We start from the raw sequence: 15704 nt of genomic DNA, 5'->3' as shown, positions 1-15704 counted from the left end.
TCATTCTCTTTTCAGTGCCGGGACTTTGTGTACGCGGCCTCAAGCCACTATGTAGGTGACACAAGGCGGCAAGTCCACAGTCCGCCCTGCTGTAAAGGATAGCGCAAATGTATCTGTTCTTGGCTTTTTTATTGGTCCCGATCATCGAGATCGCTCTGTTCATTCAGGTTGGCGGCTTGATCGGCCTGTGGCCAACGCTTGCCATTGTAGTCCTGACAGCCATTCTGGGCACTGTTTTGGTACGGACACAAGGTCGCATGGCGCTGGAAAACCTGCAACGTTCCTTTGCTGAACTGGACGACCCGACCGAGCCGCTGGCCCATGGCGCAATGATCCTGCTGTCGGGCGTTTTGCTACTGACGCCGGGGTTTTTCACCGATGCCGTTGGTTTTGCTTTACTAATTCCCGGCGTCTGGGTTGCTATATTCCGGTACCTTAAATCCAAAGCCACCATCACGCAGTTTCAGATGGGAACTGGCGCACAATTTCGCTCCGGGGCTGATCCGTTTCAACAAGACGACGTGATTGACGGCGAATTTACCGAAGTTAGCCCCCGTCAGAACCCATCAAAGCCATCGAAATGGGTCGAAGGGCCGTGACCTGCATTGAGGTGTCTGCCCCAACTTGTTAAGCAGTGACGAATTTTATTTTCGGAGTAGATCCATGGCCGAAGAAGACGCCAAAGAAAACACCGCGGCCCAGGCCGCCCCGCAAGTCCAGATGCGCGTTCTGGGACAATTCATCCGTGACCTGTCTTTTGAAAACGTGATGGCCCAAAAGGGCGTATCGGGCGACGTTCAGCCCGAGATTTCCGTACAGGTCAATCTGGATGCGAAAAAGCGCCCGGCAGACCATCAGTACGAAGTGTCGATCAAGCTGAACCTCAAGTCCAAGGCCAAGGGTCTGGAAGACATCCTGTTTCTGTGTGAGCTGGACTATTGCGGCCTGTTCCACGTGGAAGGTGTTGCCGAAGATCAGCTGCATCCGTTCCTTATGATCGAATGCCCCCGGATGCTGTTCCCGTTCCTGCGCCGTATCGTCAGCGATGTGACCCGCGACGGTGGTTACCCGCCGGTAAATCTGGACAACATCGACTTTGTCAGCCTGTACCGCAACGAACTGATGCGTCGCCAAGCCGAAGCCCAGAAAACCGAAGCCTAAAGCTCCGGACCCGCGCCGGGATGTTTCTCAGGCGCGGGTCCACAATGCGTTTTCGCCCAGTTTTTCCACGAAAGCATCATGCGCGGCGCGTTCGTCTTCGGTAATACGGGACGCCAGCGCATTTGGGCGCGCTGTTGGGCGCCATTCATCGCCGCCGCCCACAGATGAGGATGCCGCAGTCGACAATCCGAAATCCGGCTGTCGCCCCCCGATCAGTTCCAGATAAACCTCGGCCAGAATTTCGGAGTCGAGCAGCGCCCCGTGCAGCGCTCGATTCGAGTTGTCGATATTGAACCGGCGGCACAACGCATCCAAAGAAGCAGGTGAGCCGGGAAAGCGTTTGCGCGCAATCGCCAGCGTATCCAGCGCCTGATCCATCGGGATCGGGGGCAGACCCATCCATTTCAGCTCGGCGTTCAGGAATTTCATATCGAACGAGGCGTTGTGAATGACCAGTTTCGAATCCTTGATGAAATCGCGAAATCCCTGACCGACCTTGGCGAAAACCGGCTTGTCTTTCAGCGTCACCTCACCCTTTTCCGGCGGGCGCGGGTTATCTAGCAGATCCGGGCCAATGCCATGCACACCAAAGGCTTCTTCAGGCATAGAGCGCTCGGGGTTAATATAGACGTGATAGGTTTCGCCTGTGGCGACGTGGTTCCACAGTTCAACCGCACCGATTTCCACGATCCGGTCACCGCTTTCTGGATCGAACCCCGTGGTTTCGGTGTCGAGTACAATCTCACGCATCTGCCAGCCCCGCTCGTATCTGTTTGACCACATCCTGCACCTGTTCGCGGGCATGGTCCAGACTGTCTGTCACGATCACAAAATCTGACCGGGCGCATTTTTCTTCGTTCGGCATCTGCTTGGCGCGGATTTGTTCAAACTGCGCATCGGACATCGTGCCGCGATCCATCACCCGGCGTTTTTGTTCATCGGCAGGTACCGAAACACAGGCCACGGCGTCCATCGCTACATGACCCCCGGTTTCAAACAACAAAGGGATGTCAAAAACCAGTATATCCGCGGTCGCGTTTTGCCGAAACGCAGCCCGATCCGCCGCCACCAGCGGGTGAACAATCTCCTCGATCTGTTTTAAGGCGGATACGTCCCGCGCAATGATCCGTTTCAGCGCATCACGACTGACAGCCCCATCAACAATTGCGTCTGGAAAAGCCGTCTGCATCGGTTCAACAGCCGCTCCACCCCTTGAATAGAGTCTATGTACCGCGGCATCCGCATCCCATAGCTCACAGCCTTCATCGACGAACATCTGGGCCGTCGTGCTTTTCCCCATCCCGATCGAGCCGGTCAGACCCAGCGCGAAACTCATGACAAAACAGCCGCGCGCAAATCCAGATTCACCTCGGGCCGCACCCCGAACCAGCTTTCAAATCCAGGAACGGCCTGATGCAGCAGCATACCCAACCCATCCACGACCGTGCATCCGGCTTCTTCGGCCGTTTGCAAAAGATGGGTTTTCAGCGGCGCATAGACCAGATCAGTGACAACAGCACCCGGCTGCAACCCATCCAAAGGGACCCGCAGCTCAAGCTGCCCTTGCATCCCAAGTGACGTCGTATTGACCACCAGCTCGGCATCTTCGATCACATTTCCGGCCTGCACCCAATCGACAACGGTGATGGTTTGGCCGAATTCGTCCTTCAGCTTATCCGCCCGGGTCCGTGTTCGGTTGGTCAGCATGATCTTAGGCACTCCGGCCTCGACCAATGCTTGCAAAACGGCGCGCGCAGCTCCGCCAGCGCCAAACACCACGGCCGGACCATCGCCCGGCGTCCAATCCGGTGCCCCGCTGCGCAGGTTTTCCATGAATCCGTAGCCATCGGTATTGTCGGCATGGATCGCGCCATCTTCACGAAAGACCAGCGTGTTCGCAGCACCGATTTTCTGCGCCCGATCCGATACGTTATCCGCCAATCGCAAGGCCGCTTCTTTATGGGGTACCGTTACATTTGCCCCTACAAACCCAGCCTTAGGTAAGCTGCGCAGGACAACTTCAAGATCATCCGGGGCAACATCCATTGGAATATAGTGCCCAGCCAGACCATAGGATTTTAACCAATGTCCATGAAGGGTCGGGGATTTTGAATGCGCAACCGGGTGTCCAATCACACCTGCCAGAGGAATACGGCCTTCACTCATTGATCAATCACCCCTTTGACCCCCAGAAAATTCAACAGCTCTAATAGGGGCATACCCAAGACGTTAAAATAGTCTCCGTCAATGGTTGCGAACAGACGCACGCCTTCTTCCTCCAATTTATATGCCCCGACCGCGTGCCGGATACTGTCCCAGTTGCGATCAACATAATCTCGCAGATATGCGTCCGAGCTCATCCGCATCCGCAATCGAACCTGACCCACATGTCGCCAGATGGGTTCCCCGTCTTGATAAATCACAGCGGCAGACAGCAGCATATGTCGCTTGCCACGCATCGCCCTGAGTTGCGACAGTGCATCCGTTGGCGTTTCGGGTTTGGACAGCAACCGACCGTCGAAATTCAGCACCTGATCGCAGCCCAGCACCATTGCACCCGGAAATTTGTCACTGACTTTGCGTGCTTTCATTTCGGCCAGCGTATCCGCAATATCGCGCGGGCTTGCATCCTCGGCTAGCAATGCCCGTTTGGCTGTCTCTTCATCCACGCGCGCGGTTTGCACGGTGAAGGGCACGCCCGCGTTCCTGAGAAGCTGCGCTCGTATCGACGACCCAGAGGCCAGAATGATGGGGACAGACATGTGGAAAACCCCTTGAGTAAACCGTTAACTGTTCCGGGATGGTTTGTATGGTTTTCCAGTTGACACGCAAGCCCGGGATTTTCACGCTAAACTTCCCGGATTCGCCCGAATGGTATCCAGCAGGGACAAGGATAAGTCCAAGAACAGGAATAACCCGGTTTTCCAAGGTTACCCAAAGACTTATCCCCAGAAGTTCATACTCGGTTAATATATAAAATACTGTAATTGTTGTGAAATTTATTCCCTCAACAGAATCACCGTATCTAAACCGGATTCTATCCACCTGGGGAAAACAGATGTGTAAAAAAGTAATCCACTGATTTTGTTCACCCTACAAAACCATCTTCCTTTTTCTTTTCTTATTTTTTTATTAGGGAGGGTTCCGAGTAATCTTCGGAGCCAAGATGACGGATTTTCTTTTCACGATTTACCCATGGGTGAAGTCTCTTCACATCATGGCAGTGATCTCGTGGATGGCGGGCCTGTTCTATTTGCCTAGACTATTCGTTTATCACGTCGAAAAAGCACAGACTGTCGAAGGGGCTGAGGCAATCTTCTTTGAAATGGAAGAAAAGCTACTGCGTGTGATCATGCGCCCCGCAATGATTGTGGCTTGGGTCTGTGGCCTGATCATGGTGTTTACACCGGGTATTGTCGGTTGGGATTTTGCATGGCCTTGGGTCAAAGGCGTATCCGTGATTGGTATGACCTGGTTTCATCATTGGCTGATGGCTCGGAGCAAAGACTTCCTTGAGGGGCAAAATAAGCTCACTGGGCGGCAGTATCGCATGATGAACGAGGTTCCGACCGTTTTGATGGTGATCATCGTTCTGGCGGTCATTCTGAAGTTCTGAGGGCTTTTTTGCGTATAAGGGTCAGACAGGTGGTTTGACTCCACCTGAAGCCACGCTTATGTAGGGGTCAACACGCCCGTCCGGGCGGCGTATCTTCCGTACTGAAATTCCACTTCGTGCCGCGCTGACAGCGGTGAAGGTTTGTATCATGTCCAATGAAACTCTGAATCTGGCCAACCTTAAGGCCAAAAGCCCCAAAGACCTTCTGGCAATGGCCGAAGAGCTGGAGATCGAGAACGCCTCGACCATGCGTAAAGGCGAGATGATGTTCCAGATTCTGCGCGAACGCGCGGATGAGGGTTGGACCGTCGGTGGTGACGGCGTTCTGGAAGTTTTGCAGGACGGGTTCGGCTTCCTGCGCTCGCCCGAGGCGAACTATCTGCCGGGTCCAGACGACATCTATGTTTCACCCGACATGATCCGCCAGCATTCGCTTCGTACCGGCGACACGGTTGAAGGTGAGATCAAGGCACCTGATGACAACGAACGCTATTTTGCGCTGATCAAGGTTACTAAGATCAATTTTGAAGAGCCCGAGAAGGCCAAGCACAAGATCCTGTTCGACAACCTGACGCCCTTGTATCCAGAAGAGCGTCTGAAGATGGAGATCGAGGATCCTACCATCAAGGATAAATCTGCTCGTGTCATCGACCTTGTGGCACCGATTGGTAAGGGCCAGCGGTCGTTGATCGTGGCGCCCCCGCGGACGGGTAAGACGGTGATCTTGCAGAACATTGCGCACTCGATCGAGCAGAACCACCCCGAATGTTATCTGATCGTCTTGCTGATCGACGAACGCCCGGAAGAGGTGACCGACATGCAGCGTTCGGTAAAGGGTGAGGTTGTATCCTCGACCTTTGATGAACCCGCAACGCGCCACGTGGCCGTGTCGGAAATGGTGATCGAAAAAGCCAAGCGTCTGGTCGAGCACAAGCGAGATGTTGTTATTCTTCTCGATTCGATCACAAGACTTGGTAGGGCGTTTAACACAGTGGTACCATCGTCGGGCAAGGTTCTGACAGGTGGTGTTGATGCGAACGCCCTTCAACGGCCCAAGCGGTTCTTTGGTGCCGCGCGGAATATCGAAGAGGGCGGTTCGCTGACCATTATCGCCACCGCGCTGATCGACACCGGCAGCCGGATGGATGAGGTGATCTTTGAAGAATTCAAAGGCACCGGTAACTCGGAAATCGTGCTGGATCGCAAAATTGCCGACAAGCGCGTGTTCCCGGCCATCGACATTCTCAAATCCGGTACCCGGAAAGAGGACTTGCTGGTCGACAAGGGCGATTTGGCCAAAACTTTCGTTCTGCGCCGTATCCTCAACCCGATGGGTACGACCGACGCGATCGAGTTCCTGCTATCCAAGCTGAAGCAGACGAAGACGAATGGCGAGTTCTTCGATTCAATGAACACCTGACACAGGTCTTAACTGACGCGAGGCCTTCGAATGGATACGATATTCGCCTTGGCCAGCGCGCAGGGCAAAGCCGGGGTGGCGGTCATCCGCCTTTCTGGTCATTTGGCGCATTCCGCAGCGGCTGCATTAACCAGGGATACTCTGCCAGCCCGCGGCATGCGTGTGCGCGCCTTGTTTGCAACTGACGGCTCAATTCTGGATGAGGGTCTGGTACTAACATTCCAGGCCCCTGCGAGCTTTACCGGTGAAGATGTGGCAGAGTTGCAGGTTCACGGAAGTATGGCATCTGTGAATGCGGTGATGCGCAGTCTTGGCGATACTGAAGGTTTGCGGCTTGCAGAGCCGGGGGAATTCACGCGTCGCGCGCTTGAAAACGGCAAGATGGATTTGACGCAGGTCGAAGGCTTGGCCGACTTGATTGATGCCGAAACCGAAGCGCAGCGCAAACAGGCACAGACAATATTAGCCGGCGAACTGGGTTCCCTTGCAGAACGCTGGCGTCGTGATCTGATCCGCGCCGCATCCCTTTTGGAAGCTGTCATTGATTTCGCTGACGAAGAGGTTCCGACGGATGTTACGCCCGAAGTCCGTTCTTTGGTCACTGGTGTCATGGCTGATGTGCAACGCGAAGCCGACGGAGTTCGAATTGCGGAGCGTATTCGCTCAGGGTTCGAAGTCGCAATTGTCGGCCTTCCTAATGCAGGGAAGTCCACCTTACTGAATGCACTTGCCGGGCGAGATGCGGCGATAACGTCGGAATATGCCGGAACGACCCGCGATGTGATTGAGGTCCGAATGGATCTTGAGGGGTTGCCAGTCACGCTTTTGGACACAGCCGGGCTTCGCGAAACCGAAGATCATGTTGAAAGCCTTGGAATCGAATTGGCGATTAAACGTGCAGAGGCCGCGGATTTACGGGTATTCCTGACCGAGGACCCGATGTCTTTGGGTGTTTCAGTGCGCGACGGTGATATTCAGGTTTTGCCGAAGGCTGACCTCAGGGATGATATAAAAGGTGGGATATCAGGTAAAACTGGTAAGGGTTTGGATCAGTTGATCTCCGATATATCGCGTATATTGGGTGGCCGTGCCACAAGTTATGGTATTGCAACCCGCGAAAGGCACCGTATTTCGCTCAATAATGCTCAGGAGGCGTTGGGTGCAGCAATGTCTGTTCTGGAATCAGGCCCGGACTTGTATGATATCGCTGCCGAAGAATTGCGCACAGCCATTCGTGCGCTAGAGGCATTGGTCGGTAGAATAGGCGTGGAAGATCTTTTGGATGAAATCTTCGCAAGCTTCTGTCTGGGAAAATAGGGAGTGTTTCACGTGAAACATTCAGACTTTGATGTTGTTGTTATCGGCGCGGGTCATGCCGGAACTGAGGCTGCACATGCATCTGCCCGCATGGGGGCGGAAACGGCGCTTGTCACCTTGTCTGCTTCTGACATCGGGGTGATGTCTTGCAATCCAGCGATTGGAGGCCTTGGAAAAGGTCACCTAGTGAGAGAGATTGATGCCCTGGACGGAGTTATGGGCCGTGTAGCGGATAAAGCCGGAATTCAATTCCGTCTGTTGAATCGGCGCAAAGGACCCGCAGTTCAAGGGCCGAGGACACAGGCGGACCGCGCGTTGTATCGCGCAGCGATGCAGAAAGAGACCGACGCCCAGCCACGTCTTTCGATTGTGGTAGGCGAAGTTGTCGATTTTCTGATGGAAGGGCAGAGCGTGCGCGGAGTCAGATTGGCAGATGGTTCCGAGATTCGAGCCAAGGCAGTCATACTTACTTCCGGTACGTTCCTTCGGGGTGTGATACATATTGGAGACGTTTCCCGCCCTGGCGGAAGAATGGGGGACAATCCGTCAGTTAAATTGGCGCAACGCTTAGACAGTTTTCAGCTTCCGTTGGGAAGATTGAAAACAGGTACTCCGCCCCGACTTGATGGCCGCACGATCGACTGGTCCGATCTGGAGCGCCAGGATGGAGATGATGAACCTACATTATTTTCATTTCTGTCTAAGTCTGTTGTGGCCCCCCAAATTTCTTGCGGTATAACGCATACAAATGCGCGAACGCATGAAATTATTGAGAAAAACCTAAGCCGTTCAGCAATGTACGGGGGGCATATTGATGGGGTTGGCCCAAGGTATTGCCCTTCAATTGAGGATAAAATAGTCAGGTTTGCCGATAAGGACTCTCATCAGATATTCCTTGAGCCTGAAGGTGTTAATGATCATACGATCTACCCGAATGGGATTTCGACATCGCTTCCCCAGGATGTTCAACTTCAATATGTCCGGTCCATTAAGGGGCTAGAGAATACAGAAATTCTGCAACCGGGTTACGCGATTGAATATGATTATGTAGATCCGCGCGTTTTAACTTCATCCCTGTCCGTTCCGGAAATCTCGGGCCTATATCTTGCGGGGCAGATTAACGGTACCACTGGATACGAGGAAGCCGCGGCACAGGGTTTGGTCGCCGGTTTGAATGCCGCCTTGTTTTCATTTGATCGGGATCCGGTTCATTTCACGCGTGCAGATAGCTATATCGGTGTAATGATAGACGATTTGACGACGCGCGGAGTAGCAGAACCTTACCGTATGTTTACGTCTCGTGCGGAATTCAGACTGTCGTTACGCGCAGATAATGCAGATCAAAGGTTAACACCGATTGGCTTGAAAATCGGTTGCGTAGGGGACGTTAGAGAGCGCCACTTTTCCGACAAGATGGAAAAATTGACGGCGGTAAAATCCATTCTGATGGACAGGACTTATACCCCAAAAGACATGCGATCAGTTGGTATCAGCGTCAATCAGGACGGAAATAGGCGAAATGGGATGGCTATTCTCGCATTCCCGGATGTTTCGTTTGGGGATCTTATACCACTGGTTCCAAGCTTGGGGGATACAGATCCTGAAATCCAGAAGCAGGTTGAAAGGGATGCCCTGTACGCAAACTACATTGCGCGCCAGCAAAGGGACGTCGAAGCTATGAAGCGCGACGAATCTCATGAAATTCCAAGGGATTTCGAATATTTCGCTCTGGATGGCTTGTCTTCAGAGATGAAGCAAAAGTTGTCGAATGCGCGACCAGAGAATATAGCGCAAGCCAGTCGCGTTGAAGGAGTTACTCCGGCCGCTTTGACGCTTGTTCTTGCGAAACTGCGTCGCGAACAAAAGGTCCGCAAGGCATGAGTGACGTGCAATTTGGCGATTTGGATGTTTCACGTGAAACATTTGAGCGTTTGGCCAAATATGTTGAGTTGGTAAAGCGATGGAATCCGAAAATTAACCTGGTTTCCCGAAATAGCCTGCCCGAGATTTGGACGCGGCACATAAAAGATTCTATCCAGGTATATCGTTGCACTGAATTCTTTCAGAATTGGGCGGACTTGGGAAGCGGGGGTGGGTTCCCCGGAATGGTTTGCGCGATCATGGCAATAGAAGAGAACCCGAATGCGCAGTTCACTTTTGTGGAAAGTGATCAAAGGAAATCCGCCTTTTTGCGAACAGTGGCGCGGGAATGTGGTGCAAAGTGTTCCGTTGTTTCCAAACGAATCGAAACCGTGGATCCCTTGGGTGCGGATGTCCTATCTGCGCGTGCTTTAGCAGATCTGACGGTCTTATTGTCCTTTTGTGACAGGCATTTAGGCAGTTCTGGAACGGCTCTGTTGCCGAAAGGCGCAACGTGGAAAAAAGAACTGGAAGACGCGCGCAAGGAATGGAATTTCCAAGCCGAGCCGATTACAAGTTTAACTGAACCTCAGGCCGTTATCCTTAAAATCAAAGGAGTATCACGTGGTTGATCTGTCTCGTCCCTCAGGGCCCCGGATTATTGCGGTAGCCAATCAGAAGGGTGGGGTTGGGAAGACGACGACTGCGATAAATCTTGCAGCGGGATTGGCCGAAGCCGGATGCCGCGTTCTTGTGGTTGATTTGGATCCTCAGGGCAACGCGTCAACAGGTCTGGGCGTTGAAGACAGGGATTGGACAACCTACGACCTGATATTGGACGACGCCCCGTTGGAAGCCGTCATTCAGGAGACTGAAATTGGCGGCTTATACGTGGTCCCTGCCACAGTCGACCTGAGTTCAGCCGATATTGAGCTTATTTCCAACGAAAAGCGAAGCTATCTGCTGCACGACGCGCTGCGGCAAACGTCAGTTGACCAGTTCAAGCTGGACTATGTCCTGATAGATTGTCCACCGTCCCTTAATTTGTTGACCGTCAATGCGATGGTCGCGGCGCATTCTGTGCTTGTTCCATTGCAGAGTGAGTTCTTCGCGTTGGAAGGTTTGTCCCAGTTGATGCTGACTATTCGCGAGGTCCGCCAAACTGCCAATCCGGACCTGCGGATCGAAGGTGTTGTGTTGACGATGTATGACAACCGCAACAACTTGTCCCGTCAGGTCGAAAAAGACGCGCGTGACAATCTGGGCGAGATGGTATTTAAAACCAAAATACCCAGAAATGTGCGGGTCAGTGAGGCGCCGTCTTACGCATTGCCTGTACTTCAATATGATTCCGGATCTCTGGGGGCGATGGCATATCGGCATTTGGCGCGCGAAGTCATGCACAAGAACAAGAAAGCCGCATAAGTGGCAGTAGGAGGGTCCAGTGGCAGCTAAGAAAACAAAACCTAGGGGATTGGGCCGCGGTCTATCGGCTTTGATGGCCGACGTAACGCAGGAAACAGAAGGGTTGCGCCCATCTGAACCGCGGCGTGCGGACATGAAGGTTCCGATCGAAAAACTTCATGCGAACCCAAATCAGCCGCGCCGTACCTTTTCGCGTGAACAACTGGATGAACTTGCTGCTTCGGTTAAGGAAAAGGGCATTATTCAGCCGCTGATCGTCCGCGAGATTGCGGAAGGCGACTATGAGATTGTCGCGGGTGAGCGCCGCTGGCGTGCTGCGCAAATGGCGCAACTGCATGATATTCCTGTCATTGTTCGTGATTTCGACGATACCGAAGTGTTGGAAGTTGCGATTATTGAGAATATTCAAAGAGCTGACTTGAATGCTGTCGAAGAAGCGGCCGGATACAAGCAGCTTATGGATCGTTTCGGGCACACGCAGGAAAAGCTGGCCGAGGCCCTTGGCAAAAGCCGCAGTCACATTGCGAATCTTCTTCGTTTGCTGTCGTTGCCGATGGATGTTCAGCAATTGGTGGTCGAAGGTAAGCTTTCTGCAGGGCATGCAAGGGCGTTGATTACGTCAAGCAACCCCTCTGAATTGGCGAAGATCGTGGTACGCGACGGATTGTCGGTTCGTGCGACCGAAGCGCTTGTTAAAAAAGAGCAGGCCGACCCGGTTAAAGCTACGCCGAAATCCAGAAATCTGGATGCAGGTAAAGACGCCGATACGCGGGCGCTTGAAAAAGACCTTTCTGCTATCTTGGCGATGAAAGTGGCCATCAACCACAAGTCTGGGACAGAAACCGGGCAGGTCGTTCTGACATATGAAAATCTGGACCAGCTTGACGATCTTTGTGCAAAGCTCAGCCGCTAGGCCGAGTCCAGATAAAGGTTAGAACACCCCCCAAGACAATCGCCTGAATTGCCAATACATAATTCGGGACCGAGAGAATAATCGAAATTCCAAAAACGGCGGCAATCGAGAGGGTTGCCGCCTTTTTTGCTGCGGGACGGATGGCACCGGAACTCTGCCAATCCAGGATCATCGGGCCAAAGACCCGGTGCGTGATCAGCCAGTTGTGAAGCCGGGAAGACGAGCGTGCAAAGAAAAAAGCGGCCAACAGCAGGAACGGAACGGTCGGTAGCAATGGAAGGGCGATGCCGACGACGGCAAGTGCAACGCTCAACAATCCCAATGCCGCCCAGACGTATTGCATGTCTTATCCCAACAATTCGCGAATTATGGAGTTCAATACTGCACGCCCATCTTTGGTGGCGATGACCCGTCCGCTTACCTGTTCGATTATACCGATGGCACTCAGATCGTCCAATTTTGCTTGCGGCAATGAAGAACCAGACAAGGCTTCATAACGATCTATATATAGACCTTCTTTTAGCCTTAGGCACATCATAAGGTATTCAACTGCTTGATCCTGATTTGAAAGCTCGGTTCTTTCCCGCTCTCCACTGCCGTTACGCACAGCGTCCAGCCAAGTGTTCGGCATCAGGTGGGTTTCAGTCGCCAGTTTTCTATCGCCAAGCGTAATTCGGCCATGGGCACCGGGACCGATGCCAACGTAATCGCCATAGTGCCAATAAATCAGATTGTGCCGGGATTCTGCCCCCGGTCGGGCGTGATTAGAAACCTCATAAGCAGGCAGGCCGTGGGCTTCGCAAATTTCTTGTGTTGCAAGATACATGTCGGCTGCGCTGTCATCCTCGGGCAGGCCGCGCAATTTCCCAACGGCATATCTGTCGCCGAAAGCGGTGCCGTCTTCGATGGTCAGTTGATACAAGGACAGGTGGTCGACGGCCATGGACAAAGCTTGGGTCAGTTCAGCACGCCAAGCGGCCAGGGTTTGGTGCTGGCGGGCATAGATCAAGTCAAAGCTGACTCTGTCAAAGCAAGTTCTGGCGATATCAAACGCTGCCTGTGCTTCAGCGACCGTGTGGATTCGACCTAATCTGCGTAGGTCATCGTCATTCAGCGCCTGTACACCCATCGAGATCCGGTTGACCCCAGCGTCGCGATAGGCAGCAAACCGCCCGGCCTCAACCGAACCGGGATTGGCCTCAAGCGTGATTTCCATGTCATTGGCAGGTCGCCACAGGCTGCGGGCCTCATCAATAATGGCGGCTACGGAGTCTGGATGCATTAAGGACGGCGTACCACCGCCAAAAAAGATCGTATTCAGCACCCGATCTGGCGTTTCCAGGGCGGAGCGTCGCAATTCGCCTAAATAGCTGTTAAGCCATTGTTTTTCATTAATATTTCTGGAAACATGGCTATTGAAGTCGCAATAGGGGCATTTGGCCTCGCAAAAGGGCCAATGCACATACAGGCCAAAGCCCCCGTTGCGCCAATCATCCGCCAAAACAGCCCTTCACGAACATCTCAACCGCGCGGCCGCGATGGCTGATCTTGTTCTTTTCCCAGCGATCCATTTCGGCAAAGGTAATATCGTGGCCGTCAGGGACAAACATCGGGTCATAACCGAACCCGTCTTTACCCCGGATCGGCCAGACAAGATGGCCCGGGGCTATACCCTCGAACACTTCGTCGTGACCGTCGGGCCAGGCCAGTACCAGAGTGCATCGGAATTGAGCGGCGCGGGGGTGCGGGGCGTCTTTTGCTTCCAGCTCATCATGCGCGCGGGTCATTGCCATCAGGAAATCGCGGCCATTACCGGTTTCAGCCCAATCGGCGGTGTAAACACCAGGCGCGCCGTCCAACGCATCAATGGTAATCCCTGAATCGTCCGACAGGGCAGGCAGGCCGGTGGCCTTGGCGGCGGCATGCGCCTTGATGCGTGCATTGCCGACGAATGTATCCTCGGTCTCGTCCGGTTCGGGCAGGTTCATCTCTGCCGCTCCGACCACGGTCACGCCAAAGGGCTCAAGCAGATGCGCCATCTCCTCAAGCTTGCCTTTATTATGCGTGGCGACCAGCAGCCTGTCACCGTCGAACTTGCGGGTCATGCGGTGGCGGCCTTTTGCGTGGCGGCCAGTTCACCGACGCCTTTTTCGGCCAGATCCATAAGCTGGTCCATCTGCGCGCGGCTAAAGACGGAACCTTCAGCGCTCATCTGCACTTCGATCAGCTTGCCCGAGCCGGTCATGATGAAGTTGCCATCAACGCCTGCTTCGCTGTCTTCGGGGTAGTCCAGATCTAGAACCGGCTGACCTGCGTAGATGCCGCAGGACACAGCAGCGACGGGATCGACCAGCGGATCAGAAATTACATCACCCGCTTTCATCAGCTTGTTCACAGCCAGACGCAGCGCGACCCAGCCCCCGGTGATCGAAGCGCAGCGCGTGCCGCCATCGGCCTGGATCACGTCACAATCGACGGTGATCTGACGTTCGCCCAAAGCAACCCGGTCGACACCAGCGCGTAGCGCCCGGCCGATCAGGCGCTGGATTTCCACGGTGCGGCCACCTTGTTTGCCGCTTGCCGCCTCACGCCGCATCCGTGTGTTGGTTGCGCGGGGCAGCATCCCGTATTCCGCTGTCACCCAACCCAGGCCCGAGCCTTTGATGAAGGGCGGTACGCGGTCCTCGATCGTGGCGGTACACAGCACATGGGTATCGCCCATTTTAATCAGGCAGGAACCTTCGGCATGTTTGGTGAAACCTGTCTCGATGGAAACAGCGCGCATTTCGTCTAGATTACGTCCTGAGGGTCGCATGGAAAATCCTTTGTTTGCTGGGTTGGGGATACCGCCCCGTGGCGTTACGATGCAACCCCGATTGACCTTTCATTTGCCTGCGATTTAATGATGATCCAGCAGGGGACCGCCGATGAGCGAAGCGAGCAAAATTCTGAACGAGATGAACGACCGGTCGCGTGAGGTTTTCCGGCTGATCGTCGAAAGCTATTTGGATAGCGGAGAACCGGTGGGCAGCCGCACCCTGACCCGCACCTTGTCGGAAAAAGTCAGCGCCGCGACCGTGCGCAATGTGATGCAGGATCTGGAATTTCTGGGCCTGTTGGACAGCCCCCATGTCAGCGCGGGGCGGATTCCTACGCAGCAAGGACTGCGGATGTTTGTCGACGGGCTGCTTGAGGTCGGCGATCTGGGGGCAGATGATCGGCAGAAATTGGATGAGACTTTAGGCTCTAACGCAGGCGATGTGGGCGGTATGCTGGATCGTGTGGGATCGGCTTTGTCACATGTCACCCATGGTGCCTCATTGGTTTTGACGCCCAAACAGGAATCCGAGATCAAGCATATCGAGTTTGTTTCTCTGGCTCATGACCGCGCCCTCGTCGTGCTGGTCTTTGCTGATGGAACTGTCGAAAACCGGCTGTTTACTCCTCCGCCGGGACAGACACCCAGTTCGATGCGAGAGGCCGCGAATTTTCTGAACGCGCTGATCGAGGGGCGAACGCTAAGCGAAGTCCGCCGGCAGATGCAGACGCAGATTGACGCCCGTAAGCAGGAAATCGACGTACTGGCGCGCGAGATGATCGAGAGCGGCATTGCCGCCTGGGACGGAGACGGAGGCGATTCAGCGCGATTGATTGTGCGTGGACGCGCGAATCTGCTGAATGAACCCGGTCAAACGGAAGAGCTGAATCGAATCCGCACCTTGTTTGATGACCTGGAACGTAAGCGCGATATTGCCGAATTCCTTGAATTGACCGAGGAAGGCGAGGGTGTGCGCATTTTTATCGGCTCTGAGAACAAACTTTTCTCACTTTCGGGTTCCTCTTTGGTGGTGTCTCCATATATGAACGCTGATCGAAAGATAATCGGTGCGGTCGGGGTTATTGGACCCACACGACTCAACTATGGACGGATCGTGCCGATCGTGGATTATACGGCGCAACTGGTCGGCAAGCTTATTTCCGACCGGAGCTAG

General features: G+C 54.0%; 18 protein-coding genes. 10 read left to right on the top strand and 8 right to left on the bottom strand.

All coding sequences use genetic code 11. The features are described from left to right. Positions 1 to 107: 107 nt before the first annotated feature. Both GOV88_RS11030 and secB read left to right on the top strand, forming a co-directional pair. Positions 108 to 599 carry an FxsA family protein gene (locus tag GOV88_RS11030; RefSeq protein ID WP_171240460.1) on the top strand — a complete coding sequence of 164 codons (492 nt, stop codon included), beginning with the start codon at positions 108 to 110 and terminating at the stop codon, positions 597 to 599. Between the two features lie 64 nt (positions 600 to 663). Further along, entirely contained in the window at positions 664 to 1161 is a 498-nt protein-coding gene (secB, locus tag GOV88_RS11025) for a protein-export chaperone SecB (protein ID WP_171240459.1), read from the top strand. Between the two features lie 27 nt (positions 1162 to 1188). On the opposite strand, the gene dnaQ is transcribed toward secB, so the two are convergent. Genes dnaQ through GOV88_RS11005 form a run of 4 tightly spaced genes read right to left on the bottom strand, consistent with a single transcriptional unit; the run spans position 1189 to position 3923 of the window. Then, a complete protein-coding gene (dnaQ, locus tag GOV88_RS11020) occupies positions 1189 to 1911 on the bottom strand; it encodes a DNA polymerase III subunit epsilon (RefSeq protein ID WP_171124073.1) in 723 nt (240 codons plus the stop codon). Further along, on the bottom strand, positions 1904 to 2497 hold the full coding sequence (coaE, locus tag GOV88_RS11015; RefSeq protein ID WP_171240458.1) for a dephospho-CoA kinase: 594 nt from the start codon (positions 2495 to 2497) through the stop codon (positions 1904 to 1906). Before coaE ends, dnaQ begins: the two co-directional genes overlap by 8 nt. Then, positions 2494 to 3327 carry a shikimate dehydrogenase gene (locus GOV88_RS11010; protein WP_171240457.1) on the bottom strand — a complete coding sequence of 278 codons (834 nt, stop codon included), beginning with the start codon at positions 3325 to 3327 and terminating at the stop codon, positions 2494 to 2496. The genes coaE and GOV88_RS11010 overlap by 4 nt, the downstream gene beginning before the upstream one ends. Next, positions 3324 to 3923 (bottom strand): nucleoside triphosphate pyrophosphatase, encoded by a 600-nt coding sequence (locus GOV88_RS11005; RefSeq protein ID WP_171240456.1) that lies wholly within the window; start codon positions 3921 to 3923, stop codon positions 3324 to 3326. The genes GOV88_RS11010 and GOV88_RS11005 overlap by 4 nt, the downstream gene beginning before the upstream one ends. Before the next feature lie 404 nt (positions 3924 to 4327). Here GOV88_RS11005 and GOV88_RS11000 point away from each other — a divergent pair, with 404 nt between their 5' ends. From GOV88_RS11000 to GOV88_RS10970, 7 genes are all read left to right on the top strand, one after another. After that, positions 4328 to 4777 carry a CopD family protein gene (locus GOV88_RS11000; protein WP_171240455.1) on the top strand — a complete coding sequence of 150 codons (450 nt, stop codon included), beginning with the start codon at positions 4328 to 4330 and terminating at the stop codon, positions 4775 to 4777. Between the two features lie 148 nt (positions 4778 to 4925). Next, entirely contained in the window at positions 4926 to 6197 is a 1272-nt protein-coding gene (gene rho / locus GOV88_RS10995) for a transcription termination factor Rho (protein WP_171240454.1), read from the top strand. 30 nt (positions 6198 to 6227) lie between these two features. After that, a complete protein-coding gene (gene mnmE / locus GOV88_RS10990; RefSeq protein ID WP_171240453.1) occupies positions 6228 to 7514 on the top strand; it encodes a tRNA uridine-5-carboxymethylaminomethyl(34) synthesis GTPase MnmE in 1287 nt (428 codons plus the stop codon). 12 nt (positions 7515 to 7526) lie between these two features. Next, entirely contained in the window at positions 7527 to 9395 is a 1869-nt protein-coding gene (gene mnmG / locus GOV88_RS10985; protein WP_171240452.1) for a tRNA uridine-5-carboxymethylaminomethyl(34) synthesis enzyme MnmG, read from the top strand. Next, positions 9392 to 10006: a 16S rRNA (guanine(527)-N(7))-methyltransferase RsmG gene (gene rsmG / locus GOV88_RS10980; RefSeq protein ID WP_171240451.1), complete on the top strand. Its 615-nt coding sequence runs from the start codon at positions 9392 to 9394 to the stop codon at positions 10004 to 10006. Before mnmG ends, rsmG begins: the two co-directional genes overlap by 4 nt. After that, positions 9999 to 10799, top strand: a complete 801-nt coding sequence (locus GOV88_RS10975; RefSeq protein WP_171123791.1) for a ParA family protein — start codon at positions 9999 to 10001, stop codon at positions 10797 to 10799. The genes rsmG and GOV88_RS10975 overlap by 8 nt, the downstream gene beginning before the upstream one ends. A gap of 19 nt (positions 10800 to 10818) precedes the next feature. Further along, a complete protein-coding gene (locus tag GOV88_RS10970; RefSeq protein WP_171240450.1) occupies positions 10819 to 11712 on the top strand; it encodes a ParB/RepB/Spo0J family partition protein in 894 nt (297 codons plus the stop codon). Here the strand turns inward: GOV88_RS10970 and GOV88_RS10965 are convergent. From GOV88_RS10965 to rph, 4 genes are read right to left on the bottom strand one after another with little or no spacing between them, the layout of a single operon-like run. Beyond that, complete coding sequence (locus GOV88_RS10965) at positions 11702 to 12055, bottom strand: YbaN family protein (RefSeq protein ID WP_171123795.1); 354 nt, start codon at positions 12053 to 12055, stop codon at positions 11702 to 11704. The genes GOV88_RS10970 and GOV88_RS10965 overlap by 11 nt on opposite strands. A gap of 3 nt (positions 12056 to 12058) precedes the next feature. Then, positions 12059 to 13213 (bottom strand): radical SAM family heme chaperone HemW, encoded by a 1155-nt coding sequence (hemW, locus tag GOV88_RS10960; protein ID WP_171240449.1) that lies wholly within the window; start codon positions 13211 to 13213, stop codon positions 12059 to 12061. Next, positions 13203 to 13817, bottom strand: coding sequence for an RdgB/HAM1 family non-canonical purine NTP pyrophosphatase (gene rdgB, locus GOV88_RS10955; protein ID WP_171123799.1), 615 nt, complete (start codon positions 13815 to 13817; stop codon positions 13203 to 13205). Before rdgB ends, hemW begins: the two co-directional genes overlap by 11 nt. Next, positions 13814 to 14527 carry a ribonuclease PH gene (gene rph / locus GOV88_RS10950; RefSeq protein ID WP_171124098.1) on the bottom strand — a complete coding sequence of 238 codons (714 nt, stop codon included), beginning with the start codon at positions 14525 to 14527 and terminating at the stop codon, positions 13814 to 13816. The genes rdgB and rph overlap by 4 nt, the downstream gene beginning before the upstream one ends. A gap of 112 nt (positions 14528 to 14639) precedes the next feature. Here rph and hrcA point away from each other — a divergent pair, with 112 nt between their 5' ends. Then, on the top strand, positions 14640 to 15704 hold the full coding sequence (gene hrcA, locus GOV88_RS10945) for a heat-inducible transcriptional repressor HrcA (protein ID WP_171240448.1): 1065 nt from the start codon (positions 14640 to 14642) through the stop codon (positions 15702 to 15704).

It is taken from the genome of Ruegeria sp. HKCCA5491 (assembly GCF_013034565.1).
Taxonomy (GTDB): Bacteria; Pseudomonadota; Alphaproteobacteria; order Rhodobacterales; family Rhodobacteraceae; genus Ruegeria.
This window is presented reverse-complemented; position numbering and strand designations above follow the sequence as displayed.